Origin of the sequence: Haemophilus sp. SZY H35 (assembly GCF_018829705.1) — a bacterium.
GTDB classification, from domain to species: Bacteria; Pseudomonadota; Gammaproteobacteria; order Enterobacterales; family Pasteurellaceae; genus Haemophilus; species Haemophilus haemolyticus_K.
Map to the genome: position 1 here is coordinate 1 of NZ_JAHKJZ010000002.1, position 26,526 is coordinate 26,526.

Sequence of the window (26,526 nt, forward strand, 5' to 3'; positions counted from 1 at the left end):
CTACTTAAAAAAGTAATTATGAATTTTCAGTTAAGCACCTATTAAGACTTCAAAATTAAAATATTTTAAAACAAGTCAATCAACAAGTGCCCACACAGATTGTCTGATATATTGTTAAAGAGCAAAAAACAACGACGCACTTGGAAACTTAAAGACTTCACAACAGTGCGTCGTTGTGTGCGGTGCATTATAGGGATTTTCAAAATCCTTGCAAGTACTTTTTTGTAAAAATATTTAAAAAAATGATCTTTTGGATAAAGTTAATACAAAAAGGTCTATTTAACATCAATTTTAGTCTATTTTTATTACATCTAAAGATTCAAATCCCCATAGATGTAAAGCTTTTTTAAATTGAGATTCTTCTGAAAAATGTGCAGTACAAAACATTTGATTATGTTTTTCACCTTGAGCACGTACACTTTTACCATCTAGTAAATATTTTATCCGCTTAGCAATCGCCGATCCAGGATCCATAAAATATTTAATTTGTGGCAAGCACAACTGAATTTCATCTTTGATGAGTGGAAAATGAGTACAACCTAAAACTAATGTATCCAAATCAGCCATGCCTGCCCACGGAGATAACTCATCTTTTAAACTAATTAGATCAACGGAATGGCCACGAATTTTTTGCTCCGCAATTTCTACTAATTTTGTTGTTCCCAATCTTTCGACAACACAATCTCGCGCAAATTTATCAATCAACTCATCGACATAATGACGTTTTACCGTACCCTTTGTAGCTAATAAACCAATATGCTTTGTCTTTGTCATTTCTGATGCAGGTTTAATAGCGGGTACAGTTCCAATGATAGGAATATCAAAATCAGCGCGCAAAGGCGGAAGTACAACTGTACTCGCTGTATTACAAGCTATCACGATTGCATCTAATGGATAACGTTGATTAATCAGTTGGCAAACCGCTAAAGTGCGGTGAATAATACTTTCTTCTTCGCGTTCTGAATAAGGGAAGCCGGCATTATCAAAACAATAGAGATAATGCCAATTTGGTAATAATTTTTTAGCTTCACGGTATACGCTAAACCCACCCACTCCTGAGTCAAAAAAGAGCACAGTTGGGCGTTTTTCTTTTTTATCCATTTAAAACTCTTTGAAAATTGACCGCACTTTTAAGCGTTCGAGTAAATCTCTTTATTATTTAACCAACGACGAATCAGACTTTCTGCTAGATCCGGGTATTTTTGAATAAGCGATTTTGCATAAAATTGCACCGTGGGTATCATTTTTCTATCTCGCATTAAATTTGCTACTCGCAATTCAGCAATGCCCGTTTGTTTCGTTCCAAGTACTTCACCAGGTCCACGAATTTCTAAGTCTTTTTCCGAAATAACAAACCCATCTTGGCTATCTCGTAGCACTTGCAAACGTTTTTGCGAAACTTTACCGAGCGGAGGTTTATACATTAGTACACAAAAAGAAGCCGTACTGCCTCGACCGACGCGCCCTCGTAACTGATGAAGTTGCGATAAACCTAAACGCTCTGCATTTTCGATAATCATCAAACTAGCATTCGCAACATCAACACCCACTTCGATTACTGTCGTTGCCACCAATAAATCCAATTCTGCATTTTTAAAACTCATCATGACATCTTGTTTTTCTTGTGGTTTCATCCGCCCGTGCACTAACCCAATATTTAACATAGGTAATGCCTTAGTTAGATCTTCCCAAATCGCTTCAGCTGCTTGAGCTTCTAACACCTCTGATTCATCAATTAACGTACACACCCAATAGGCTTGGTGTTTTTCATTAACACAAGCGTTTTTTACACGCATCACAATTTCAGCGCGACGTTCTTCAGAAACCACTACGGTTGTTATAGGCGTACGGCCTGGAGGCAATTCATCAATAATTGATGTATCCAAATCTGCATAGACAGTCATTGCCAACGTTCTTGGAATCGGCGTGGCCGTCATAATTAACTGATGGGGATAAAATCCTGCTTTTTCGCCTTTCTCACGCAACATTAATCGTTGATGCACACCAAAACGGTGTTGTTCATCAATAATCACCAATGCTAGATCGAAAAACTCGACTTCTTCTTGGAATAAAGCATGCGTCCCCACCACCATTTGCACCGCGCCAGTTTTGATTTTTTCAAGCTCTGCTTGTCTTGATTTTCCTTTTACTTTACCAGCTAACCAACCTACTTCAATGCCTAAAGGCTCAAACCACCGTCTAAAATTATTCGCATGCTGTTCTGCTAGTATTTCTGTTGGCGCCATTAAGGCGACTTGTTTGCCATTATCAATTGCAGTTAAAGCAGCCAATGCGGCAACCAATGTTTTTCCCGAGCCAACATCCCCTTGTACTAAGCGCATCATTGGATAATCTTTGATAAGATCTTGTTCAATATCCGACACTACTCGCTTTTGAGCATTAGTTGGTTGAAATGGCAAGGTGGCTAAAAATCGCTGTTTTAAATCTGTTTGATAATGTAGCGGTAAGGCAGAAAATTGCTGCGTTCCTAACCGCACTTTTTGCATAGCTAAATTATGTGCCAATAATTCTTCAAAGATTAATCGCTGCTGCGCAGGATGCTTACCCTGCTCTAACATTTCTAATGAAATATCTGGCGGCGGACGATGCAATAATCGCAATGCCTCTTTTAAGCTATATTGATGTGGATTAAATTCATTAGGCAAAATTTCTGCAATCTGAACTTTGTCGAGCAATGCCAAAGCCTGATCCGTTAATTTTCGTAATGAATTTTGTTTGAGCCCTTCCGTCGTGGAATAAATCGGCGTTAGCGTTTCTTCCAATACAATAGGCGCATTATCTCGCACAATTTGATATTCTGGATGATGAATTTCAGGCATGTGACGCCCACGTTTTACCTCTCCAAAGGCCTTTACTCGCGCACCTACTTGAAAACTATTACGCATTCCCGCATTAAAATTGAAAAAACGTAACATAATTTTCGATGTGCCGTCTGACAAACTAACTGATAAAATCGGGCGACGGCCAAAAGCGACTTCACAGGTTTGTACAATTCCTTCAATGGTAAAATATTGTTCGGGACGAAGATGAGCGATTGGCGTAATTCTCGTACGATCTTCATAGCGAATAGGTAAATGAAAGAGTAAATCTTGTAGGTTATGAATGCCGATTTTAGCCAGTTTATTAGAAATGGCCGCCCCCACACCAGAGAGGCTGGTCAAAGGTACGGCATCGAGAAGTTCAAGGCTCATAGCTCATTAATATTACGTTTGACATTAACGACGCCAGTGATGCCTTTAATACGATGAACGATATTGGCAAGGTGTTTGATATCTTTTACACAAACCTGCAAAATCACAAGCAATAAATTGTTCTCTAATTCTTCCGTCCAAATATTTTGAAGACTGCTTTCGCTCGCAGAAATTGCGGTCATTAAACTAAGCAAGGCATTCTGCTCATTCAATATTTCTATTTGTAATTCAGCCTCAAAATTCACCGCACTTTGAACGTTATCCCATTTAGCCAACGATTGGCAACAAGCATTTTTCAAACTTGCACAATGTTGATGGTGTACCACAACTGTATTTTTTTCTGTACAACATCCCACAATAGGATCACCTGGGATTGGATGACAACATTGAGCAAATTGTGTTTTACCCACTTGCATTGGTGCAATAGTGAGTATTTTGGATTCAAATTCAAAATTCTGAGTATTAGAAGATTCTAACGGCACGCCCACAAATTGATGCGCAATGATGGAGGCAGACTGATTGCCTAAACCAATTTCTCGTAATAATTCATCTAAAGAAGAAAGCGCTAAAGCATCTAGTACAGTTCTAATTTGTTGAATAGAAAAATCACCTAAATTATGTGGTTGTAATGCTGCATTAAGCTCAACTTCGCCTAATTTCACCGCATCCTCTTCACAACTCTGTTTGAGATAATGGCGAATCCGTGTTTTCGCACGAGCAGTTACCACGAAATTTAACCATGCAGCTTCAGGATGCGCATTTGGATCGGTGATAATATTTACCGTTTGCCCAGACTCAAGGGCTTGTGAAAGCGGATAAGGTTTATGCTCAACAGTCACACCAATACAAGTATTTCCCACATCTGAATGCACGGCATAAGCGAAATCTACTGCCGTTGCACCCATTGGCAATTCAACAATTCGACCTTTTGGTGTAAAAACATAAATTTCTTTCGGGAAAAACTCTGATTTTACATTCTCAATAAACTCAAACGAATTACCTACACTTTGTTGAATTTCGACCAAACTTTGCAGCCAGCGTTGTGCGCGGATTTGTGCGGTTGTACTGTCGTTTTTACCATTTTCTTTATAAACCCAATGCGCCGTAATACCCATTTCGGCGACTTGTTCCATATCCTCTGTATGGATATGAACTTCTACGGGGACACCTTTCGGCCCAATCATTGAAGTTTGCAAAGATTGATAGCCATTTGCTTTAGGTACGGCGATATAATCCTTTACTCGACCAGGACGTGGCTTATAAAGATTATGCATTTGCCCCAAAACGCGATAACAATCATCCACATTTTTTACAATCACACGGAACGCATAAATATCCATAATAGAGTGGAATTCTTGATCCTTTATGCGCATTTTTTGATAGATCTTATAAAGGTGTTTTTCACGCCCCCACACTCGGGCAAAAATGCCTGCGTTTTCTAACCGCACTTTAATCTCTTGTGAAATACGTTCGATTAAATCTTGTCGATTACTCCGCGCCACATCAATGAGTTTTTTCAATACCTCATAACGGTGAGGATGCATTGCTTGAAAAGATAAGTCTTCTAATTCATTTTTAATATGCTCAATACCTAAACGATGAGCAAGCGGGCAATAGATTTCAAGGGTTTCTTTCGCAATACGGCGGCGTTTATCTGGTCGTAACGAACCAAGTGTGCGCATATTATGCGTGCGGTCAGCAAGCTTGATTAACACAACGCGAATATCACGCGTCATCGCCAAAATCATTTTGCGAAAATTCTCGACTTGTGCTTCTTGGCGAGTACGAAATTTCAACTTATCGAGTTTTGATACACCGTCCACAATTTCAGCCACACTGGCACCGAACTCTTCTTTCAGTTGTTCTTCTGTATAAGGTGTATCTTCGATAACATCGTGTAAAAGCGCAGCCATTACTGCTTCATGATCTAAGTGTAGTTGAGCAATAATGGAGGCTACCGCAACAGGATGGGTAATGTAAGGCTCCCCACTAGAGCGAAATTGTCCTTCGTGCGCATCTCTTGCAATCACAAACGCACGCTTAATGAGTTCAATTTTATCTGCGGGCAAATACCCTTGAATAATTCGATCTAAATCCGCAAACAGTTCCAAAGGAGACCTACTTATCGTTGAAAGAGAAAGTGCGGTTAAAATATCGTGATTTTTTACCGCACTTTTAAAAGATTATTCTGTAATTAATGCAACAGCTGCTTCTTCCGTTTCTTGCACTTTAGCCATTTCTTGGAATTCTTGTGCATCCATAATATCTTGATTAATCAAACCTTTTTCGATTTCACGCAATGCGATTACTGTTGGTTTGTCATTATCTTCTGGCACTAACGGCGCACTCTGGTTAAGTTGTAATTGTCTTGCACGACGCGCAGCCGTTAAAATTAAATCAAAACGGTTACCAATTTTTTCTACTGCATCTTGCACAGTAACACGAGCCATAATTTACTCCGATTTGTCAAAAATTACTCTATTGAAAGGGCGTTATAATACTCAATTTCGCCCTATTTTGCTAGTAGCTGTTGAATTAACATTGCATTTTGTTTTTGTTGATAATCTTTAGTTAAGCGTTCCGATTGCAAAATACTTTGTAAATCTTTTAATGCTTTCTCAAAATCATCATTCACAATGACATAATCATATTCGTCATAATGCGAAATTTCACTTATCGCTTTTGACATTCGTTCAGCGATAACCTCTTCACTATCTTGCCCACGACCAATTAAACGACGTTCTAACTCTGGCAATGAAGGCGGTAAAATAAAAATACTTTTTACCGAAGGTACTTTTGTACGGATTTGTTGAGCACCCTGCCAATCAATATCTAAAAATACATCAATACCTTTTGCTAAATTTTCTTCAATCGCAGGTAAAGAGGTTCCATAATAATTTCCACCAAAAACTTTAGCATATTCTAAAAATAAATCTTGCTCAATAAGTGATTCAAACTCTTCTTTTGATACAAAATAATAGTGTACACCTTCAACTTCACCTGGGCGTGGGGCACGGGTCGTATGGGACACAGAAACCATTTTTTGAGTTGAACTATCTGATGCCAATAACGCTGAAATTAATGAAGATTTTCCCGCACCACTTGGTGCAGACAAAATATAAAGATTACCTTGAGACATAGAATATTTAACCTTCTCTAACAATTTCAGTCTATTATGCAGATTTCTCTATAAAAAATCATCAAAAGTGCGGTGATTTTTTACGGTACTTTTTCATTCTAATGATGATTTGATATAGATCACAAAAAAGTAGTAGGGTTTATAGTTTTATAAAAATGCTCGTGCTATACTCTGTGCACTGTCTTACTGAGTGAGCAGTATTACTCAAAGCAAACAGATTTGTTTAACTTAAATAAAAGGTGAAAATCTTATGGCAATTAAAATTGGTATCAATGGTTTTGGTCGTATCGGCCGTATCGTATTCCGTGCAGCACAACACCGTGATGACATCGAAGTTGTAGGTATTAACGACTTAATCGACGTTGAATACATGGCTTATATGTTGAAATATGATTCAACTCACGGTCGTTTCGACGGCACTGTTGAAGTGAAAGATGGTAACTTAGTGGTTAATGGTAAAACTATCCGTGTAACTGCAGAACGTGATCCAGCAAACTTAAACTGGGGTGCAATCGGTGTTGATATCGCTGTTGAAGCGACTGGTTTATTCTTAACTGATGAAACTGCTCGTAAACACATCACTGCAGGCGCGAAAAAAGTTGTATTAACTGGTCCATCTAAAGATGCAACCCCTATGTTCGTTCGTGGTGTAAACTTCAACGCATACGCAGGTCAAGATATCGTTTCTAACGCATCTTGTACAACAAACTGTTTAGCTCCTTTAGCACGTGTTGTTCATGAAACTTTCGGTATCAAAGATGGTTTAATGACCACTGTTCACGCAACAACTGCAACTCAAAAAACTGTAGATGGTCCATCAGCTAAAGACTGGCGCGGCGGCCGCGGTGCATCACAAAACATCATTCCATCTTCAACGGGTGCAGCGAAAGCAGTAGGTAAAGTATTACCAGCATTAAACGGTAAATTAACTGGTATGGCTTTCCGTGTTCCAACTCCAAACGTATCTGTTGTTGACTTAACTGTTAACCTTGAAAAACCAGCTTCTTATGATGCAATCAAACAAGCAATCAAAGATGCAGCTGAAGGTAAAACTTTCAATGGTGAATTAAAAGGCGTATTAGGTTACACTGAAGATGCTGTTGTTTCTACTGACTTCAACGGCTGTACTTTAACTTCTGTATTTGATGCAGATGCTGGTATCGCATTAACTGATTCTTTCGTTAAATTAGTATCTTGGTACGATAACGAAACTGGTTACTCAAACAAAGTATTAGACTTAGTAACTCACATTTACAACTACAAAGGCTAATTAAAACTTTGAAAAAATTAACCGCTCTTCGGAGCGGTTTTTTATTACCTAAAATTTAGTTTACGATCTAAAAATGAACAATGGATCACTAAAAATAATTTAAAACAATCAATATTATTCTAGCTTTTATTCCTATTTAAGATTATATTAGCGCACAACTGTTCGCTCAATAAAATCAAAAAATAGGGTTAATATGAATCTCGATCTCCATTTTGTTAATCGTATTCAACAACAAGCCAAAACTCGTGCAAATATGACCGCACTTCGCTATAAAGAACACGGCTTGTGGAGAGACATCTCTTGGAAAAATTTTCAAGAGCAACTCAATCAACTTTCTCGTGCATTGCTTGCTCATAGTATTGGCGTGCAAGATAAAATCGCCATCTTTGCCCATAATATGGAACGTTGGACAATCGCTGACATTGCGACCTTACAAATTCGAGCAATCACAGTACCTATTTACGCAACCAATACAGCGCAGCAAGCAGAATTTATCCTAAATCACGCCGATGTAAAAATTCTATTCGTCGGCGATCAAGAGCAATACGATCAAGCATTGGAAATCGCGCATCATTGTCCACAATTACAAAAAATCGTGGCAATGAAATCCACCATTCAATTACAACAAGATCCTCTTTCTTGCACTTGGGAAAGTTTTATTGAAACAGGTTCAAACGCCCAACAAGATGAACTAGCCCAACGCTTAAACCAAAAACAATTATCGGATTTGTTTACGATTATTTATACCTCGGGTACTACTGGAGAGCCTAAAGGTGTCATGTTAGATTATGCTAATCTCGCTCACCAATTAGAAACGCATGATCTTTCACTTAATGTGACAGATCAGGACGTTTCACTTTCTTTCTTACCGTTCTCTCATATTTTTGAACGAGCCTGGGCGGCTTATATTCTTCATAAAGGAGCAATACTTTGCTATTTAGAAGACACCAATCAAGTACGGTTAGCTTTAACGGAAATTCGCCCTACCTTAATGTGTGCCGTGCCACGTTTTTACGAAAAAATTTATGCCGCCGTCTTGGATAAAGTTCAAAAAGCACCAAAACTTCGCCAAATTATGTTTCATTGGGCAATTTCCGTAGGACAAAAACATTTTGATTTGCGTGCAAATAACAAAGCTATTCCATTCTTATTGAATAAACAATTTGCTTTGGCAGATAAATTAGTGCTCTCAAAACTTCGCCAATTATTGGGAGGGCGTATAAAAATGATGCCTTGCGGAGGAGCAAAATTAGAACCGGCTATTGGGCTATTTTTCCATGCTATTGGCATCAACATCAAATTAGGCTATGGCATGACAGAAACAACTGCAACCGTTTCTTGCTGGCATGATTTCCAATTTAACCCAAATTCAATCGGCACACTCATGCCAAAAGCAGAAGTTAAAATTGGGGAAAATAATGAAATCCTCGTGCGTGGCGGAATGGTGATGAAAGGCTATTACAAGAAGCCAGAAGAAACAGCTCAAGCCTTCACAGAAGATGGTTTCTTAAAAACTGGCGATGCGGGAGAGTTTGACGAACAAGGTAATTTATTTATTACCGATCGTATTAAAGAATTAATGAAAACCTCAAACGGTAAATATATCGCACCACAATATATCGAAAGCAAAATCGGTAAAGATAAATTTATCGAACAAATTGCAATCATTGCCGATGCGAAAAAATATGTGTCTGCACTTATTGTGCCTTGCTTTGATAGTTTGGAAGAGTACGCAAAACAGCTCAATATTAAATATCATGACCGTTTAGAATTACTAAAAAATTCTGAAATTCTAAAAATGTTTGAGCAGCGTATTAATGCAATACAAAAAGAACTGGCTCATTTCGAGCAAGTAAAAAAATTCACGTTACTTTCTCAAGCATTCAGCATTAAATTGGGTGAAATTACACCAACATTAAAATTGCGTAGAAAAGTGATTTTAGAACGTTATCGTAAGCAAATTGAAGATATGTATAATTCAAAAGAATCAAAAAATTCATAACTAAAAGGCTCTCGTTTGAGAGCCTTTTTCTTACCTGTTATTCAGGAAATTTTTCTTCCAAAATTAATGCTAGCCCATCTTCATTATTAGTCGCAGTGACTACATTTGCAGCTTGTTTAATTTCATCAGGTGCATTTCCCATTGCCACCCCAAGCCCCGCGTGTTCTAGCATATCCAGATCATTAAAGTTATCACCAAACGCAATCACTTCATCGGTTTTTACGCCAAAATAATCTTCCAAAAAACGCACCGCACTTCCTTTGGTTGCACTCTTGTGCATCACCTCTAAAAAGTTAGCATGGGAACGACAAATACTCAGATGTGGAAATTTTTCCTTTAAAATAATTTCAATATCAATGATTTCTTGAGCTTCCCCAATAATTTGAATTTTATGTGGCGAACGTGTTGCCACTTCATCAAAAGGATGAATCTCAATTTTGGTGACATTGCGTTCAAAAATCACCCATTTATTTTCAACATCGCGTGCATGGCAATCATTATTTGTATAATAATTCACGCCAAGCAAAGGATGATCCGCCAAAACGGTATTAATGTCTAGAATATCTTTTGGTTCAATTTGTACGCTATAAATTGGTTCAAGATGTTGATTCAAAATAAGCGCGCCACTAAATGCAACAAACACATTATTCGTTTCAAGCTGTTTCCAATAAGGCAAAATACCCAAAGGAGAACGCGCCGAAATTGGCACAAAAGGAATACCATTCGCTGTTAAACGCTTAATTGCCGCAACAGTTCGAGGGGAAATGGTATGTTGAGAGGTTAATAAGGTGCCATCAAAATCACTAAATACCGCTTTATACATCATTACTCCGAATAAAGATTATTTCTCTGCTAGATAAGGATCATCAAAACCTAATCCTTGCATAATTTGGGTTTCTAAACTTTCCATTTCTTCAGCTTCATCATCTTCAATATGATCATAACCGAGTAAATGTAAGCTACCATGCACAACCATATGCGCCCAATGCGCCATTAATGGTTTCTCTTGTTCAGCGGCTTCTCGCTCCACGACTTGACGACAAATAACGAGATCCCCTAACAATGGCAACTCCACCTCATCGGGACATTCAAACGGAAATGAAAGCACGTTAGTCGGGCGATCCTTGCCACGATAAGTTAAATTTAATTCATGGCTTTCGGCTTCATCCACAATACGAACCGTCATTTCGACTTCATCCCCTTCTGGTTGTACAGCCGCTGTTGCCCACTGCACAATCTGTTCTTCTGTTGGCAACCCCTCTATATTTTCTGTGGCAATTTGCAGATCAACGAATATACTTCCCATTTTACTCTCCTAAATTCTTTTCAATTTCTGACCGCTCTTTTTCACGTTCGGGTTTACGAAGCTCCGCTAATTCTTTTCGACGAATTTCATCTTGCACTTCCCATTCTTCGTATGCTTGCACCACTTTAGCCACCACAGGATGACGCACAATATCTTTGCTATCAAAATAGTTAAAACTTAATTCTGGTACTTTTTCCAACACTTCAATCGCATGGCGTAAACCAGATTTTGTGCTACGAGGTAAGTCAATTTGCGTAATATCGCCCGTAATCACGGCTTTAGAATTAAAACCAATACGGGTTAAAAACATTTTCATTTGCTCAACTGTCGTATTTTGGCTTTCATCTAAAATAATAAAACTATCATTAAGTGTACGCCCTCGCATATAAGCCAAAGGGGCAATTTCAATAACATTACGTTCCATTAATTTTTGCACACGCTCAAAACCTAGCATTTCAAACAAAGCATCATAAAGTGGACGTAAATAAGGTTCGATTTTCTGACCTAAATCCCCAGGTAAAAAACCTAACTTTTCGCCCGCTTCCACCGCAGGTCGAGTAAGTAAAACGCGACGAATTTCTTGACGTTCTAAAGCCTCAACTGCTGCAGCAACCGCTAAAAAAGTTTTCCCCGTCCCTGCTGGGCCAATACCAAAACTAATATCGTGAATTAAAATATTATGCAAATATTGAACTTGATTTTCGCCTCGAGGTTTAATCACACCTCGTTTAGTTTTAATCGTTGTACCGAAAACATTATTTTCAGCGCAGTTCGGCTCAACTTGAGATAGCATACGACTTTCTTGTAAAGCCATATGCACATCTTCCAAATCTAACTCTTTCACTTTACCTTTTACGGGTGCAGTTTCAACATATAAATCTTGGATTAATTTCACCGCACTTTTTATCAATTTTGCATGATAAGGTTTAGACTCCTCTTCCACTGTATCAATATTAAAAGTGAAATTATGACGAGCAATGACAAGATTAAATTCTTTTTCGATAAGTTTTAGATGATCATCAAATGCACCGCATAAAGATTGCAAACGTGCGTTATCTTGAGGTTCGAGAGTAAATGAAAGCATGAGGATACTAAGCTGGTGAAAATTTCGGTTATTCTAGCGTAATTACCACTTCATGGGAAATAATCATCACTTTGTTTTCATCCCTATTCCCACTATAATATGCGCCCTTAATTATGTTACAAACTGGATATATTATGACCGAGCAAAATAACCCTTACGACGAACTTAGATACTACTCAAAACCCTTTTCTTATACGAGCATTGCGCGTTTGGAAGGAAATGCAACCTTGTGGGGATTAACCCCTCCAGCACTCAAAGGTACTAAAGTATTAGAATTAGGTTCTTCTTTTGGTGGAAACTTAATTTCTCAAGCGATTTATTATCCAGATACTGAATTTGTAGGCATTGATTTATCAGATAGTCAAATTACTCAAGGTAATGAAATTATTAAATCAATGGGATTAACAAACGTTCGTTTAGAAACAAAAAATATTCTCGATATTACGCCTGAATTTGGCATGTTTGACTACATCATCGTACATGGTATTTATTCTTGGGTACCTGATAATGTGAAAGATAAAATTCTTGAGGTTTGCCGTGAGAATTTAACCCCTAACGGTATTGCTTATATTTCTTACAACACCTATCCTGGTTGGAAAAGCCGCGAAGTTGCACGTGATATTATGCTTTATGCGAATAAATACACTCAGGATTTACCGCTCTCTGAACAAACTCGTCGTGGCAAAGCTGTTGTTCAGTTATTCTCAGATGCAATTAAATCGATTGAGTCTGAAAAAAATAATAATAAGAGCCGAATCAATAACTTTGATAATATTCAAACTAAAGGTGATCATTACGTAGCACATGAATATCTCGAATATCACAATCACCCTCTCTATTTAAATCAATTTGTTGATAGCCTAGATCAACATCAATTGGCTTATATTGGTGATACGGATTTTCAACTTTCATATACTTCTTGGATGCCACCACATCTAAGAGACATGATCAATCAATTATCCGAAACAGATTATGTGGCACGTGAACAATGCCTCGATTATCTTTACGATGTGGCATTTAGAAGAAGTTTATTATGCCATACTCATTTGCAAGATAAAATTAACCGTACAGAAATCATTGATAAAGCATTATTAAATAAATTAACTTTTATTAACCAGAACAAAGAAAATAATCTCAGTCATATATTTAATAATCAAGGCGTTGCAAAATTACTTGAACACTTTATCTATCAAGTAGGTCATTTCACTATTCAATCATTAACTGATTACGTTGCTGAACATACAGAATTTGAAAATCTCACAGAGAATGAAATTTACTCTTCTGTATTGTTTGCTGTAGTCCTAGGATATATCAAGGTTTTTCTCACGCCTTATCAAACATATACGTTTGAAGATAACAAAACTTATGTACCTAAACGTTTTACTCAATATGTACAGACCTTATTAGAAGGTGCAGATCAATATATTGGTGCTGGTAATATGTATAATGACGGAGTTGAGAATTTAAATGAACTCCATCTTTACATGATGGCCCAAATGGAAAAACCAACAACTAAAGCAGCGCTTAATTCGTCACTCAAAGCATATTTAATTGAAAATGGCTACAAAGATATGAGCAACAATGAGAAACTCATTGATGAAAAATTTGACTGTTCTGGATTATATGATTCTATTTGTAAAGTATTAGCAGACTTAGGTTACATTCAACCTGCCACACTATAAACAAAATTCAAAGCAATCAATATATTGAAGGAGAGCTAACCGCTCTCCTTTTGTTTTGTCACAAACAAAAATTGAGAATTATTTGCATTTAAATGAATTTAGAAATAGAATAAAGGTCATTCAAGCTTAATTAAAACATTCATTCTCATAAACAAGGAGTTATCAATGACATTCAAATCTTTCAAAATTGCGACACTCGCTGCTGCACTTACATTCTCAGCAACTAGCTTTGCCGATATTACCGTTTACAACGGCCAACATAAGGAAGCTGCAAAAGCCGTAGCTGATGCATTTACGCAAGAAACTGGCATTAAAGTCACTTTAAATAGTGCTAAAAGCGAACAGTTAGCTGGTCAACTTAAAGAAGAAGGCGATAAAAGCCCAGCCGATGTATTCTATTCAGAACAAACATCTCCATTTGCCGCACTTTCTGAAGCGGGTTTATTAGAACCACTTTCAGCCAATACGATCAAACAAACCTCTCACCAAGGTGTACCAGTTGCACCTAAAAAAGATTGGATTGCATTAAGTGGTCGTTCTCGTGTTGTCGTTTATGATCACACTAAATTATCTGAAAAAGATATGGAAAAGTCAGTGCTTGATTACGCAACACCAAAATGGAAAGATAAAATCGGTTATGTACCAACCTCTGGTGCATTCTTAGAACAAGTTGTAGCTATTGTTAAACTAAAAGGCGAGAAAGTTGCGCTTAATTGGTTAAAAGGCTTAAAAGAAAATGGTAAACTTTACGCGAAAAACAGTGTTGCATTGCAAGCTGTTGAAAATGGCGAAGTACCTGCAGCCTTAATTAATAACTACTACTGGTATGCATTAGCAAAAGAAAAAGGCGCAGAAAACTTAAAAACTCGCTTGTACTTTATTCGTCATAAAGACCCTGGTGCGTTAGTCACTTACTCTGGTGCTGCAATCTTAAAATCATCTAAAAATAAAGAAGAAGCGAAAAAATTCGTGGACTTCTTAGCAAGTAAAAAAGGTCAAGAAGCCTTAGTTGCTGTACGTGCAGAATATCCATTACGTACAGATGTGACTTCTCCATTCAATATGGAACCTTATGCTAAATTGCAAGCGCCAGTAGTTTCAGCAACTACTGCTCAAGATAAAGAACAAGCAAATAAATTAATTGAAGAAGCTGGTTTAAAATAAGCCCGCTAACGTTGCAACTGTATTTTCACCAAAAGTGAAGATACAGTTGCCACATATAAAGGATTATCTTTTGACCCGAACTCCCCCACTTTGGCTCACCATCATTATTTTACTTATTGGTTTACCGCTCTTATTACCATTTCTGTATATTCTTTTCCGTGCGATTGAAGTCGGATTAGATCGTAGCTTTGAGCTTCTTATTCGCCCGAGAATGGCGGAATTACTGAGCAACACAATGCTTCTCATGGTCTGTGTAACCATTGGCTCCATTTCTCTCGGTACTCTTTGTGCATTTTTACTTGAACGCTACCGTTTTTTCGGCAAATCATTTTTTGAAGTGGCGATGAGCTTACCACTTTGTATTCCAGCCTTTGTGAGTTGTTTTACTTGGATCAGCCTAACCTTTCGAGTAGAAGGTTTTTGGGGAACGATTGGCATCATGACATTAAGCTCTTTCCCACTCGCTTACTTGCCTATTTCAGCTACACTTAAACGACTTGACCGCTCCCTTGAAGAAGTAAGCCTTTCATTAGGAAAAAGCCAAACTTACACCTTTTGGCACGCAATTTTCCCACAATTAAAACCAGCAATCGGTAGTAGTTTATTGCTAATAGCATTACATATGCTGGTAGATTTTGGTGCGGTTTCTATTTTGAATTACCAAACATTCACCACAGCTATTTTCCAAGAATATGAAATGTCTTTTAATAACAGCACCGCAGCACTACTTTCTGCTGTATTAATGGCAATTTGTAGCATTATTGTGCTGGGAGAAACATTCTTCCGCGGTAAACAAACACTTTACAACAGTGGAAAAGGTGTCACTCGTCCTTATCCAGTAAAAACACTTTCCTTTGGCAAACAATGTTTAACCTTCGGATTTTTCTCTAGTATATTCATCTTAAGCATTGGCGTGCCTGTGATTATGTTAATTTACTGGCTTATAGTGGGAACTTCACTCGAAAGTGCAGGTGATTTTTCAGAATTTTTATCGGCATTCAGTAATTCATTTATCATTTCAGGACTAGGCGCATTGCTTACCGTAGTTTGTGCTTTGCCATTGGTTTGGGCAGCTGTACGCTATCGTAGCAAATTAACCGTTTGGATTGATCGCTTACCTTACCTATTACACGCCGTACCCGGCTTAGTTATCGCATTATCACTGATCTACTTTACGATCAACTATGCCAACAGCTTATATCAAACCTTTTTAGTTATCATCGTGGCTTACTTTATGCTCTATTTACCAATGGCACAAACCACACTTAGAGCCTCACTTGAACAACTTTCTGATAATATTGAGAAAGTAGGACAAAGCCTAGGACGAAGCCCATTCTATATTTTCCGAACTTTAACATTACCAGCAATGCTACCAGGCATTGCGGCGGCATTCTCTCTAGTATTTTTGAATTTAATGAAAGAGCTTACGGCAACACTTTTGCTCACGCCAAACGACATCAAAACCCTTTCGATTGCCGTTTGGGAATATACTAGTGATGCGCAATACGCTGCAGCAACGCCTTATGCACTCATGCTCGTTCTCTTTTCAGGGATTCCTGTGTTTTTATTGAAAAAATATGCATTTAAATAAAATGATAAATAATCCGTTATTAGCCGTTAAAAATCTCAATAAATTTTTTAATGAACAACAAGTTCTTCACGATATTTCCTTTACCTTGCAACGAGGTGAAATCCTCTTTTTGCTTGGTACCTCTGGTTGTGGAAAAACAACGTTATTGCGAGCGATCGCAGGATTTGAACAACCTAATACGGGCGAAATTTGGCTAAAAGAGCGGTTAATTTTTGGCGAGAATTCTAATGTGCCAACTCAACAGCGCCATCTAGGTTATGTGGTACAAGAAGGCGTCCTGTTCCCTCACTTAAATGTCTATCGCAACATTGCTTACGGATTAGGGAATGGCAAAGGGAAAACGGGCGAAGAGAAAATGCGGATTGAGCAGGCAATGCAACTCACTGGAATTAGTGAACTGGCAGAACGTTTTCCTCACCAACTATCAGGCGGACAACAACAACGTGTGGCGCTAGCTCGAGCATTGGCGCCGAATCCAGAACTAATTTTATTGGATGAACCTTTTAGTGCCTTAGATGAACATCTTCGCCAGCAAATTCGTCATGATATGCTAAAAGCGCTGCGTCAAAGTGGTGCATCAGCGATTTTCGTCACTCATGATCGTGATGAAGCATTACGTTATGCGGATAAAATCGCGGTTATCCAACAAGGAAAAATTTTACAAATCGACACGCCTCGTACACTTTATTGGTCGCCTAATCATATTGAAACCGCAAGTTTTATTGGTGACAACATTGTGCTATCGGCGAATCTGATTGATGAAAACACCCTTCAATGCCAATTAGGCAATATTCCCATAAAAAATAAATCAATCTCACAAAAACAAGGTAAGATTTTGCTTCGTCCAGAACAATTCAGCCTGTTTAAAACATCGGAAAATCCAACCGCACTTTTCAAAGGGCAAGTGAAACAAATCGAATTTAAAGGGAAAATTACTGCTATTCAAATTGAAATTAATGGCTACTCAATATGGATTGAGAACATCATTTCCCCCGATTTATCGATTGGCGATGAGCTGCCAATTTATTTACATGGAAAAGGGCTTTTTTACGCCTAAAAATAAAGCCTTATCTTCACGATAAGGCTTTATTTTTAAACAATATATTCAGAAAAAATTTGTTCAAGATTTGATATTAAACAGTCTGCCCCTAAAATATTTTCCCCTTTCCATGCCTGTTGCAAAATGTCTAGAGAAAATTGCTGGCTCGCTAATTCAGCTAACGGCAAATAACTAATATGCCAAGGCTCCCGCCCCACTTTCTTATTGGAGTGCATATTCATAAAAGGCAAAGCAAAATCAAAGTGCGGTAAATTTTCGGTAAGAAATTCACTCAATTCAAAGAAGTAGCCGCCTTTTTCATATTCCCAAGGCTCCAGTTGTAAAGATTGCCCCCGTGGCAAAAGATCAGGATCGAAAATATCCACTTCCGTTCCCCAATGATGACGACTAGCCCCTGGCAATGCAGACCAACGTAAAATTGCCTGACATTTTTGCCAGTCATCTAATTGGCTCAAATCTAATCCTTTACCAGCATCATCATGAACTTTTCTATCACCCTTAAATTTGCTGTTCCAAATAAGCTGTTGGCGTTCAAAATCACGAAAACTGCTCGCAGGCTGTAAATTAAAGCCATTTTTTGCCGCACTTTGTTGCAAACCTTGAAATGCTTGCACAGCTTGTGTTTGCAAAAAATGATGTGATGAATGAGTTGCGAGTAAATTGACTAAATGCTCACGGGACTTTCCTGTAAGCATTTCTGGCGTTAATTTCATTTTAGCTATCCAATAAATTCACTAACATTTTGTGATAAATCTCACCGCACTTGCCAAGATCTTCTACACTGACACATTCGTTGACTTTATGAATTGTTGCGTTAAGTGGCCCAAATTCCACTACTTCAGCGCCCATCAATGCAATAAAACGACCGTCTGAGGTGCCACCACCTGTTTCAGCCTTTGGCGTTATGCCTGTTGTTTCCTCAATAGCGGAGGTTATCGAATCTAATAATTTACCTGGTTTTGTTAAAAATGGTTTACCTGATAAATTCCATTCAATACGATATTTCAAATTATGTTTTTCTAGCATTTCAGCTACTTTTTGCTTGATTATTTCATCCGTGACTTCTGTGCAATAACGCAAATTGAACTGAATATATAACTCGCCTGGAATCACATTATTACTTCCCGTACCTGCGTGAATATTAGCAATCTGTAGGCTTGTTGGAGGAAAAAAATCATTACCTTCATCCCATTGGTAAGTTGTTAATTCTTGCAAAAATGGCGCAGCTTTATGGATTGGATTTTCAGCTAAATGCGGATATGCCACGTGCCCTTGAATTCCCTGAACACAAAGATTCCCTGTAATTGAGCCGCGGCGACCATTTTTGACAACATCACCCAAGTTTTTGGAACTCGATGGCTCGCCAACCATACAATAAGTAATTTTTTCATCACGCGCCATTAAAGTCTCAACCACACGCACAGTACCATCTTTTGCGGCTGCCTCTTCGTCAGAGGTAATCAATAATGCAATGGTGCCTTTATGGTTAGGATTTGCTTTTACATATTCTTCCGCCGCCACAATCATTGCAGCAAGGGAGCCTTTCATATCCGCCGCACCACGACCATAAAGCATGCCATCAATAATCTCAGCAGAAAACGGCGAAGACGACCACTGATTTTCATCGCCAGTAGGCACAACATCCGTATGTCCAGCGAAAGCAATAACTGGCTTACCCGTTCCGTGTTTTGCCCACAAATTTAACGTATCATTAAAAGGCATCCATTCAATTTGAAAACCTAATTTTTCTAAACGTTCGGCAATAATTTGCTGACAGCCTTCGTCATTCGGGCTAATAGATGGCCGACGAATTAAATCTTGCGCTAACGAAATCACTTTTTCTCTCATAAAAACTCCTAAGAAAATAACCGCACTTTAAGCAAAAGCAACCTGATATTCCTTTTCATTAAATCCAATTAATGCCTTCCCATCTTGTAAAATAATTGGGCGTTTAATCAAGGTTGGATTTTCCTCCAACACGGAAAGTGCGGTAGTTTTATCAAGAGAATTTTTAACTTGTTCATCCAAATTACGCCAAGTTGTACTGCGTTTATTCACCAACACATCCCAGCCAAATTGAGCTTCTGCTTGGGTTAAAAAGTTCAAATCTAACCCATCAACACGGTAGTCGTGAAATTTGTGTTCAATGTTGTGATCCGCTAGCCATTTCAACGCTTTTTTTACTGTATCGCAATTTTTAATGCCGTAAACTGTAATCATGTTTCACCTAAAAAATAAGAAAAATCCTCAATCTAATCAGATTGAGGATTTTAACCCTTATACTACTTCATCTCAAATGAATTAACCTAACAACTTATTTATGCGTTTAATAAATGCAGCTGGGTTTTCCAAAGAGCCACGCTCTGCTAGCATAGCTTGTTCAAGTAATAATTCCACCCAATCAGCAAATTCTGTTTCATCTGCAATATCAGCCACTTTTTTCACTAAGTGGTGTTCTGGATTAAGTTCAAAGGTGTATTTTACTTCTGGTACAGGTTGCCCTGCGGCTGCAAACAATTTCGCCATTTGAGTCGTCATTTGATCATTATCCGTAGAAACCACCGCTGGTGTATCCGTTAAATTGTGAGTTAAACGCACCGTTTTCACACGTTCGCCAAGCAAGTTTTTCACGCGCTCAATAAAACTACCAAAAGCCTCATCTTGTTGTTTTTGTGTTTCAGATTCTTTATCCGCTAAATCGCCTAAATCCAAATCTGCTTTCGTGATACTTTGTAATTGTTTACCATCGAATTCAGTTAAATAGCTTAACATCCATTCATCAATTCGATCGGAAAGCAATAAAACCTCAATGCCTTTTTTATTGAATAGTTCCAAGTGCGGGCTATTTTTCGCAGCAACATAACTATCCGCTGTAATGTAATAGATGGCTTTTTGCCCCTCTTTCATACGCGAGATGTAATCTTCTAAAGACACAGTTTGCTCGCTGCTATCATTATGTGTCGAAGTAAAACGCAATAACTTGGCGACAGTTTCTTTATTAACAAAATCTTCTGCAGGGCCTTCTTTTAAGACTAAACCAAACTCTTTCCAAAATTGAAGATATTTTTCTGCATCATCTTTTGCTAATTTTTCTAGCATTTGTAATGAACGCTTAGTTAATGCTTTGCGTAATGCCGCAGTAATTTTGTTATCTTGCAAAATTTCACGAGATACATTTAATGGCAAGTCATTGCTATCAATTAAACCACGCATAAAACGGAGATAATTCGGCATAAATTGCTCAGCATCATCCATAATAAATACGCGTTGAACATAAAGTTTTAAGCCGTGTTTATGTTCGCGATTAAATAAATCCCAAGGTGCTTTAGCTGGTACATAAAGCAAACTAGTATATGCTTGATTTCCTTCCACTTTGTTATGCGCCCAAATAACAGGATCAGCAAAATCATGGCTTAAGTGTTTATAAAACTCTTTGTATTCCTCATCGGAAACATCATTTTTAGAACGCGTCCAAAGTGCATCAGATTTATTAATTTTCTCCCATTTTTCACCGCACTCTTTGTCTTCATCATCATATTCTTTCGTTAGCATTTCCACTGGCAAGCCAATATGGTCAGAATATTTACCGATAATTTCACGCAAACGCCATTCGTTTAAAAATTCTTTTTCATCTTCGCGTAAATGTAAAATCACATCTGTGCCACGGGATTTTTTCTCAATATCCGCCACAGAATATTCACCTTCACCTGCAGATTCCCAAAGTACTGCTTTATCCGCCTCTTCACCTGCTGCTCTAGTTTTTACAATCACTTTATCTGCCACAATAAAAGCAGAATAAAAACCAACACCAAACTGCCCAATAAGCTGGCTATTTTTTGCTTGATCTTGGCCAAGTGCGGTTAAAAATTCTTTTGTTCCTGATTTTGCAATCGTACCCAAATGATCGATGACTTGCTCACGAGTCATACCAATGCCGTTATCACTGATCGTGATCGTTCCTTTATCCGCATCAAAGCTAACACGCACACGTAAGTCGCCATCGCCTTCATATAAAGCAGGGTTAGAAAGCGCTTTAAAGCGTAATTTATCTGCCGCATCAGAGGCATTAGAAATTAATTCACGTAAGAAAATTTCTTTGTTGGAATACAAAGAATGAATCATTAATTGGAGTAGTTGTTTGACTTCAGATTGAAAGCCGCGAGTTTCTTGATTTTGTGACATAATTTTTTCCTTCATAAAGATAAAAATTGAACGTCACAGATATAAGAATAAAAAGAAAGATTTCAAGGGGAAACGCAAAGTGCGGTGAATTTTCACCGTATTTTATTCAAACATTTTCCTAAAATATCTAGAAATGAATAACGGTGATCACCATAAGCAATCACCGTTAAACCAAAAGCGTTTTCTTAAGTAGGTTTTGGGTACTTTAAAAATTAGAATCCGTAACCCACACCAACTTTTGCACCATAGTTATTAACTTTAGTATTATCAAAACTACCTAGACGATTGTATTCAACACCGCCATTTGCATACCAGTTACCATCTAATTTATATTTAGCACCTGCTACAACACCATAACCAATTTTAGTTTCAGAAGAACTTTTATATACTTGGTTAGCTCGATTATCATGTTTGAATTGGTTAGCTGCAACACGGGCGCCTACATAAGGTTCAACTTTAGAATTCGTGTCAAAATCATATAATACTGATGCACCTAAACCGTGAATTTTCGCACCATCAACTTTTCCATGATGAGTATAATCACCCGCAACACGCGTATTTCCTAATTTATAACCAACCGCTACACGAGGTTCAACTCGAGTATTATTGCTACCGTTTGCTTGAGTTTGAGATAAACCGATATCGCCTTCAGCATAGATATTCGCATTTGCAGCAGAAGCAAAGGCAAATGCACCAACAATAACGGCTAATAAAGATTTTTTCATTGGATAACTCCTTTATTTATTGAATAAGCTGGAAAAATATATCACAAAAATTATTCTGTTTCATCGACAAAAACTAATTTTCCTTTACATTTTCTACATAAATATTCAATCTTTTCTTTTACTATTCTATTATGTCGGCGAATACTTAGAAAATGTGTTTGGCACGCACAACGATATTCAAAGATTTTACCTTGCACATTTTTTATATCAAATTGATGGCAAGTATCCGCAGGAAGCTTAAAAATTTCATTCATTACAAGCTGCCACTCTTTCCCATGAGGTTTTACACTACCAAACATTTGATACACAATCAAATGCGCAAGCTCATGCGGCACGACTTGTCGAATAAATTCATCCGCATTTTCTAATAACAAAGTGCGGTTAAATTTTATTTCATTTTTTTGTAGGTAAGCCACTCCTGCCTTTATTCCACGTAACTCATAATTTACATCAGGCATTGTAAATTTTCGCTTAAAATAACCCTCTACAAGCTGCAAAGACTGATTCAATTTACGTTGCACTTGCATTTTTAAATGACGAAATGGAATTTGCTCTATTGATGTCATGATTGAAAAGAAAAAACCGCTAGATGAGCGGCTTTTATATAATTTACTAAATTAAAAAATAAGATTATTTTAATCCTGCTGCAACACGTAATTCTGCTGCACGATCCACTTTTTCCCAAGGGAATTGCTCACGACCGAAATGACCATAAGCTGCCGTTTCACGATAGATTGGTTGGATTAAATCTAACATTTTAATTAAACCATAAGGACGTAAATCAAAGAATTCACGAACTAATGACACTAATAATTCATTCGCAACTTTTCCAGTTCCAAAGGTTTCGACCATGATAGATGTTGGATCAGCCACACCAATCGCATAAGAAAGTTGGATTTCACAACGATCTGCCAAACCAGCTGCAACAATATTTTTTGCTACATAACGTGCCGCATAAGCTGCTGAACGGTCAACTTTAGATGGATCTTTTCCTGAGAATGCGCCACCACCGTGACGAGCGGCACCACCGTAAGTATCTACGATGATTTTACGACCAGTTAAACCACAATCCCCCATCGGTCCACCAATAACAAAACGGCCAGTCGGGTTAATGAAGAATTTTGTTTCTTTAGAAAGCCATTCACTTGGTAATACAGGTTTGATAATTTCTTCCATCACACCTTCATGTAAATCTTTTTGACTAACTTCTTCAGAATGTTGAGTAGAAAGCACAACCGCATCCACACCAACAATTTTATTATCTTCATATTTTAACGTTACTTGGCTTTTCGCATCTGGTCGTAACCACGCTAATTTACCGCTTTTACGCACTTCGGCTTGTTTTTCCATTAAGCGATGAGCATAAGTAATAGCAGCTGGCATTAATACATCAGTTTCATTAGTGGCATAACCAAACATAATACCTTGGTCGCCTGCGCCTTGATCTAATGGATTTTCACGATCAACGCCTTGATTAATATCTGCAGATTGTTTGCCAATCGCATTAAGCACTGCACAAGAATGGCCATCAAACCCCATTTCAGAATGTTCATAACCAATATCACAAATCACTTTACGCGTTAAATTCTCAATATCGACCCATGCTGATGTTGTGATTTCACCACCCACCAATGCCATACCAGTTTTTACGTAGGTCTCACAAGCTACTCGTGCTTTTGGATCTTGTTTTAGGATTTCATCAAGTACCGCATCAGAAATTTGATCGGCAATTTTATCTGGATGCCCTTCAGATACAGATTCAGATGTAAATAAATAGCTAGACATATTTTCTCTCTTTTTCTTTTAAATTTAGATGTATTGACGTATAGACGTCTATAATACGTATTTTAGCTTAATAAGCAAGCGCTATTATTGATTTATCGTCGTAGGAATAGTCAACCAATTACGCAAAATTTGTTCACCAAAGTCTGACATATAAGATTCAGGATGAAACTGAACACTATAAATTGGTAAAGATTTATGCTGCATAGCCATTACCACACCTTCATCACAAAGTGCGGTAACTTCTAGGCTATAAGGAAAATCTTTTTTCTGTACACCCCAAGAATGATATAACCCGATATTAAATTCCCTTGGAAGGCTAAAAAATAATGGAGAATTTGACCGCACTTTTAAAATTCGTTTCTGACCATGACGGACTTTCTCTAAGTTATACAATGTACCACCAAAAAATTCACATAAGGTTTGATGCCCTAAACACACACCTAAAATAGATTTCTGCTGATAATATTTTTCCAACATAGAAAAAAGTTGTGGATAAGCTCGTGGTACATCAGGCCCTGGTGAAATCAATATATGACTATATTTTTCCGCTGTACTTTCCTTTAAATCTTCCACGTTTAAAACATCATAAGGCACATTTAATTTTCGAATTAAATCCACCAAGTTAAAAGTAAAAGAATCGTGATTATTAATGATGAGTAATTTCATAACCGCTCGGCATTCGTTATAATCGGGCAATTTTACGCAAAATGACACAAAGCACAAAGCACAATGCAACATTTTATTGAACAGGCTAATCATTATGGCAAACAACGCACGCCATTTTTCTTTCTCGTTGATTTTGAAAAAGAAAAACCATTGATTTGTCCTCTCGAAAATTCTGCACAACAAGGCATTTATTTTGATATTTTAGGGAAAAGAAATAGCACGATTTCTCCACAACCCCTCCCTCTTAATTTTACCAAACATCCAATGCCCTTCTCTCGTTATCAACAAGGTTTTGAACTTGTTCAAAGTGAATTACAAAAAGGTAATTCTTATTTATTGAATCTCACCTACCCCACTGAAATTTCAGGTAATCTGTCACTTGAACAGATTTTTCATCAAACAAATGCTCCTTATAAATTGTGGTTACAAGATCAATTTGTTTGCTTCTCACCAGAATGTTTTGTCAATATTCATGACAACAGCATTTTTACTTATCCGATGAAAGGGACAATTAATGCATCTCTGCCCAATGCAGAAAATCAGTTACTCACAAATGAAAAAGAACAACACGAACATTACACGATTGTTGATTTGATGCGTAACGATTTATCCATGGTGGCAGAAAACATTCAGGTAAAAAAATTTCGTTATATCGATCACATCAAAACACAAAAAGGCGAAATACTGCAAACCAGTTCTGAAATTTACGGAAAATTGAATGAAAACTGGCAAAATCAAATTGGGGATATTTTAGCGACACTCTTGCCTGCCGGTTCCATAAGTGGCGCTCCAAAAGAAAAAACCACACAAATTATTCAACAAGCAGAAAAACAAAAACGCGGTTATTACACAGGAATTTTTGGCATATTTGATGGTAAAACACTACAAAGTGCGGTGGCAATTCGATTTATTTCTCAAACAGATGAAAAATTTTATTTTCATAGTGGAGGCGGAATTACCATTCATAGCAATGTGCAAGATGAATATGAAGAATTGTTAGAAAAAGTCTATTTACCGATTGAAGGTGCTGATTAATGTATCCTCTATTTGAAACCCTTTGTATTGAAAACGGGAAAATTCAAAATATCGATTTACACCAAGCGCGATATGAACGTAGTTTATATCAATTTTATGGCAAAAGTGCGGTAAAAATTTTTAATCTTTTTTCACTCATTCAACTGCCAGTGCCCTTACAAAATCGATTAGTTCGCTGCCGCATTGATTACAATGACAAAACCACACAAATTCAATATTTTGAATACTATCGAAAAATTTACCGCACTTTTCAACCTGTAATTTGTGACGATATCGAATATAGCTTGAAATATGCTGATCGCAGTTTAATTAATAAATTGTTTGCTCAACGAGGCACTTGTGATGAAATTATTATTATCAAAAATGGAAAAGTGACAGATTGTTCCATTGGTAATTTAATTTTCCGCCAAGAAAAAAAATGGTACACACCAGACACGCCATTGCTTTTAGGCACACAACGAGAAAAATTATTACAAAATGGGAAAATTCAAGAACGCACAATATTTCAAGAAGATATTGTCAATTTTGACGAAATTAAAATCATTAATGCAATGAATACACTTTAAAACGGGTATTACCTCTCTTTACAAAATTTTTTTAAAATTTTATATTGCCTAGCGACT

Annotated in this window: 24 protein-coding genes; 8 read left to right on the forward strand and 16 right to left on the reverse strand. The window is 37.4% G+C overall.

The annotated features are described in order from the left end of the window. Positions 1-291: 291 nt before the first annotated feature. From murI to gmk, 5 genes are all read right to left on the reverse strand, one after another. Complete coding sequence (gene murI / locus KP710_RS03575; RefSeq protein WP_111407460.1) at positions 292-1,101, reverse strand: glutamate racemase; 810 nt, start codon at positions 1,099-1,101, stop codon at positions 292-294. A gap of 29 nt (positions 1,102-1,130) precedes the next feature. Then, on the reverse strand, positions 1,131-3,212 hold the full coding sequence (gene recG / locus KP710_RS03580) for an ATP-dependent DNA helicase RecG (RefSeq protein ID WP_111407461.1): 2,082 nt from the start codon (positions 3,210-3,212) through the stop codon (positions 1,131-1,133). Beyond that, positions 3,209-5,323, reverse strand: a complete 2,115-nt coding sequence (gene spoT / locus KP710_RS03585; RefSeq protein ID WP_215770917.1) for a bifunctional GTP diphosphokinase/guanosine-3',5'-bis pyrophosphate 3'-pyrophosphohydrolase — start codon at positions 5,321-5,323, stop codon at positions 3,209-3,211. Before spoT ends, recG begins: the two co-directional genes overlap by 4 nt. A gap of 72 nt (positions 5,324-5,395) precedes the next feature. After that, the gene (gene rpoZ, locus KP710_RS03590; RefSeq protein WP_005625717.1) at positions 5,396-5,662 is read right to left on the reverse strand and encodes a DNA-directed RNA polymerase subunit omega; all 267 of its coding nucleotides are present in this window, start codon (positions 5,660-5,662) and stop codon (positions 5,396-5,398) included. A 62-nt stretch (positions 5,663-5,724) separates the two neighbouring features. Next, positions 5,725-6,351 carry a guanylate kinase gene (gmk, locus tag KP710_RS03595; protein WP_215770589.1) on the reverse strand — a complete coding sequence of 209 codons (627 nt, stop codon included), beginning with the start codon at positions 6,349-6,351 and terminating at the stop codon, positions 5,725-5,727. A 250-nt stretch (positions 6,352-6,601) separates the two neighbouring features. On the opposite strand from gmk, the gene gap reads away from it, so the two are divergent. Next, positions 6,602-7,621, forward strand: a complete 1,020-nt coding sequence (gap, locus tag KP710_RS03600) for a type I glyceraldehyde-3-phosphate dehydrogenase (protein WP_215770590.1) — start codon at positions 6,602-6,604, stop codon at positions 7,619-7,621. Between the two features lie 193 nt (positions 7,622-7,814). Continuing rightward, positions 7,815-9,623 carry an AMP-dependent synthetase/ligase gene (locus tag KP710_RS03605; RefSeq protein WP_215770591.1) on the forward strand — a complete coding sequence of 603 codons (1,809 nt, stop codon included), beginning with the start codon at positions 7,815-7,817 and terminating at the stop codon, positions 9,621-9,623. A gap of 37 nt (positions 9,624-9,660) precedes the next feature. Here KP710_RS03605 and KP710_RS03610 read toward each other — a convergent pair whose 3' ends face one another. From KP710_RS03610 to KP710_RS03620, 3 genes are read right to left on the reverse strand one after another with little or no spacing between them, the layout of a single operon-like run. Next, complete coding sequence (locus KP710_RS03610) at positions 9,661-10,446, reverse strand: Cof-type HAD-IIB family hydrolase (protein ID WP_215770918.1); 786 nt, start codon at positions 10,444-10,446, stop codon at positions 9,661-9,663. 18 nt (positions 10,447-10,464) lie between these two features. Next, positions 10,465-10,929: an rRNA maturation RNase YbeY gene (ybeY, locus tag KP710_RS03615; protein WP_009766889.1), complete on the reverse strand. Its 465-nt coding sequence runs from the start codon at positions 10,927-10,929 to the stop codon at positions 10,465-10,467. A gap of 1 nt (position 10,930) precedes the next feature. Beyond that, positions 10,931-12,013: a PhoH family protein gene (locus KP710_RS03620; protein ID WP_215770919.1), complete on the reverse strand. Its 1,083-nt coding sequence runs from the start codon at positions 12,011-12,013 to the stop codon at positions 10,931-10,933. A gap of 134 nt (positions 12,014-12,147) precedes the next feature. Between KP710_RS03620 and KP710_RS03625 the strand changes: the two genes are divergently transcribed. From KP710_RS03625 to fbpC, 4 genes are all read left to right on the forward strand, one after another. Further along, a complete protein-coding gene (locus tag KP710_RS03625; protein WP_215770993.1) occupies positions 12,148-13,695 on the forward strand; it encodes a methyltransferase regulatory domain-containing protein in 1,548 nt (515 codons plus the stop codon). A 165-nt stretch (positions 13,696-13,860) separates the two neighbouring features. Further along, positions 13,861-14,859: an iron ABC transporter substrate-binding protein gene (locus KP710_RS03630; RefSeq protein ID WP_215770920.1), complete on the forward strand. Its 999-nt coding sequence runs from the start codon at positions 13,861-13,863 to the stop codon at positions 14,857-14,859. A 70-nt stretch (positions 14,860-14,929) separates the two neighbouring features. Further along, positions 14,930-16,450, forward strand: a complete 1,521-nt coding sequence (locus KP710_RS03635; protein ID WP_065265222.1) for an ABC transporter permease — start codon at positions 14,930-14,932, stop codon at positions 16,448-16,450. Further along, a complete protein-coding gene (gene fbpC, locus KP710_RS03640) occupies positions 16,437-17,507 on the forward strand; it encodes a Fe(3+) ABC transporter ATP-binding protein FbpC (RefSeq protein WP_165818735.1) in 1,071 nt (356 codons plus the stop codon). Before KP710_RS03635 ends, fbpC begins: the two co-directional genes overlap by 14 nt. Positions 17,508-17,542: 35 nt before the next feature. Here fbpC and KP710_RS03645 read toward each other — a convergent pair whose 3' ends face one another. The 8 genes from KP710_RS03645 to KP710_RS03680 form a co-directional block, all read right to left on the reverse strand. Next, on the reverse strand, positions 17,543-18,223 hold the full coding sequence (locus KP710_RS03645) for a M15 family metallopeptidase (RefSeq protein ID WP_111407467.1): 681 nt from the start codon (positions 18,221-18,223) through the stop codon (positions 17,543-17,545). Position 18,224: 1 nt separating this feature from the next. Then, entirely contained in the window at positions 18,225-19,358 is a 1,134-nt protein-coding gene (gene dapE / locus KP710_RS03650; RefSeq protein WP_111407468.1) for a succinyl-diaminopimelate desuccinylase, read from the reverse strand. Between the two features lie 27 nt (positions 19,359-19,385). Further along, positions 19,386-19,730: an ArsC family reductase gene (locus KP710_RS03655; RefSeq protein ID WP_111407469.1), complete on the reverse strand. Its 345-nt coding sequence runs from the start codon at positions 19,728-19,730 to the stop codon at positions 19,386-19,388. Positions 19,731-19,811: 81 nt separating this feature from the next. Beyond that, positions 19,812-21,692, reverse strand: coding sequence for a molecular chaperone HtpG (htpG, locus tag KP710_RS03660; RefSeq protein ID WP_215770921.1), 1,881 nt, complete (start codon positions 21,690-21,692; stop codon positions 19,812-19,814). A gap of 212 nt (positions 21,693-21,904) precedes the next feature. Further along, positions 21,905-22,417, reverse strand: coding sequence for an OmpW family outer membrane protein (locus KP710_RS03665; RefSeq protein ID WP_215770922.1), 513 nt, complete (start codon positions 22,415-22,417; stop codon positions 21,905-21,907). A gap of 50 nt (positions 22,418-22,467) precedes the next feature. After that, positions 22,468-22,983, reverse strand: coding sequence for a SprT family zinc-dependent metalloprotease (locus KP710_RS03670; protein WP_215770601.1), 516 nt, complete (start codon positions 22,981-22,983; stop codon positions 22,468-22,470). 64 nt (positions 22,984-23,047) lie between these two features. Next, the gene (gene metK / locus KP710_RS03675) at positions 23,048-24,202 is read right to left on the reverse strand and encodes a methionine adenosyltransferase (protein ID WP_005627231.1); all 1,155 of its coding nucleotides are present in this window, start codon (positions 24,200-24,202) and stop codon (positions 23,048-23,050) included. A gap of 84 nt (positions 24,203-24,286) precedes the next feature. Beyond that, positions 24,287-24,868, reverse strand: coding sequence for an anthranilate synthase component II (locus tag KP710_RS03680; RefSeq protein WP_215770602.1), 582 nt, complete (start codon positions 24,866-24,868; stop codon positions 24,287-24,289). Between the two features lie 63 nt (positions 24,869-24,931). Here KP710_RS03680 and KP710_RS03685 point away from each other — a divergent pair, with 63 nt between their 5' ends. Together KP710_RS03685 and KP710_RS09570 are read left to right on the forward strand one after the other, a co-directional pair. Continuing rightward, a complete protein-coding gene (locus KP710_RS03685) occupies positions 24,932-25,903 on the forward strand; it encodes an aminodeoxychorismate synthase component I (protein ID WP_215770707.1) in 972 nt (323 codons plus the stop codon). Beyond that, complete coding sequence (locus tag KP710_RS09570) at positions 25,903-26,469, forward strand: aminotransferase class IV family protein (protein WP_111407475.1); 567 nt, start codon at positions 25,903-25,905, stop codon at positions 26,467-26,469. Before KP710_RS03685 ends, KP710_RS09570 begins: the two co-directional genes overlap by 1 nt. Positions 26,470-26,526: the final 57 nt, after the last annotated feature.

Bases quoted from the DNA above. Each gene is read 5' to 3' on its own strand.
- htpG (WP_215770921.1), bottom strand. From the start codon at position 21,692: ATGTCACAAAATCAAGAAACTCGCGGCTTTCAATCTGAAGTCAAACAA.
- KP710_RS03630 (WP_215770920.1), top strand. From the start codon at position 13,861: ATGACATTCAAATCTTTCAAAATTGCGACACTCGCTGCTGCACTTACA.
- fbpC (WP_165818735.1), top strand. From the start codon at position 16,437: ATGCATTTAAATAAAATGATAAATAATCCGTTATTAGCCGTTAAAAAT.
- KP710_RS03665 (WP_215770922.1), bottom strand. From the start codon at position 22,417: ATGAAAAAATCTTTATTAGCCGTTATTGTTGGTGCATTTGCCTTTGCT.
- KP710_RS03605 (WP_215770591.1), top strand. From the start codon at position 7,815: ATGAATCTCGATCTCCATTTTGTTAATCGTATTCAACAACAAGCCAAA.
- gap (WP_215770590.1), top strand. From the start codon at position 6,602: ATGGCAATTAAAATTGGTATCAATGGTTTTGGTCGTATCGGCCGTATC.
- KP710_RS03625 (WP_215770993.1), top strand. From the start codon at position 12,148: ATGACCGAGCAAAATAACCCTTACGACGAACTTAGATACTACTCAAAA.
- KP710_RS03655 (WP_111407469.1), bottom strand. From the start codon at position 19,730: ATGATTACAGTTTACGGCATTAAAAATTGCGATACAGTAAAAAAAGCG.
- recG (WP_111407461.1), bottom strand. From the start codon at position 3,212: ATGAGCCTTGAACTTCTCGATGCCGTACCTTTGACCAGCCTCTCTGGT.
- KP710_RS03685 (WP_215770707.1), top strand. From the start codon at position 24,932: ATGCAACATTTTATTGAACAGGCTAATCATTATGGCAAACAACGCACG.
- ybeY (WP_009766889.1), bottom strand. From the start codon at position 10,929: ATGGGAAGTATATTCGTTGATCTGCAAATTGCCACAGAAAATATAGAG.
- gmk (WP_215770589.1), bottom strand. From the start codon at position 6,351: ATGTCTCAAGGTAATCTTTATATTTTGTCTGCACCAAGTGGTGCGGGA.
- KP710_RS03620 (WP_215770919.1), bottom strand. From the start codon at position 12,013: ATGCTTTCATTTACTCTCGAACCTCAAGATAACGCACGTTTGCAATCT.
- murI (WP_111407460.1), bottom strand. From the start codon at position 1,101: ATGGATAAAAAAGAAAAACGCCCAACTGTGCTCTTTTTTGACTCAGGA.
- KP710_RS03610 (WP_215770918.1), bottom strand. From the start codon at position 10,446: ATGTATAAAGCGGTATTTAGTGATTTTGATGGCACCTTATTAACCTCT.
- dapE (WP_111407468.1), bottom strand. From the start codon at position 19,358: ATGAGAGAAAAAGTGATTTCGTTAGCGCAAGATTTAATTCGTCGGCCA.
- KP710_RS09570 (WP_111407475.1), top strand. From the start codon at position 25,903: ATGTATCCTCTATTTGAAACCCTTTGTATTGAAAACGGGAAAATTCAA.
- KP710_RS03680 (WP_215770602.1), bottom strand. From the start codon at position 24,868: ATGAAATTACTCATCATTAATAATCACGATTCTTTTACTTTTAACTTG.
- rpoZ (WP_005625717.1), bottom strand. From the start codon at position 5,662: ATGGCTCGTGTTACTGTGCAAGATGCAGTAGAAAAAATTGGTAACCGT.
- KP710_RS03670 (WP_215770601.1), bottom strand. From the start codon at position 22,983: ATGACATCAATAGAGCAAATTCCATTTCGTCATTTAAAAATGCAAGTG.
- KP710_RS03645 (WP_111407467.1), bottom strand. From the start codon at position 18,223: ATGAAATTAACGCCAGAAATGCTTACAGGAAAGTCCCGTGAGCATTTA.
- metK (WP_005627231.1), bottom strand. From the start codon at position 24,202: ATGTCTAGCTATTTATTTACATCTGAATCTGTATCTGAAGGGCATCCA.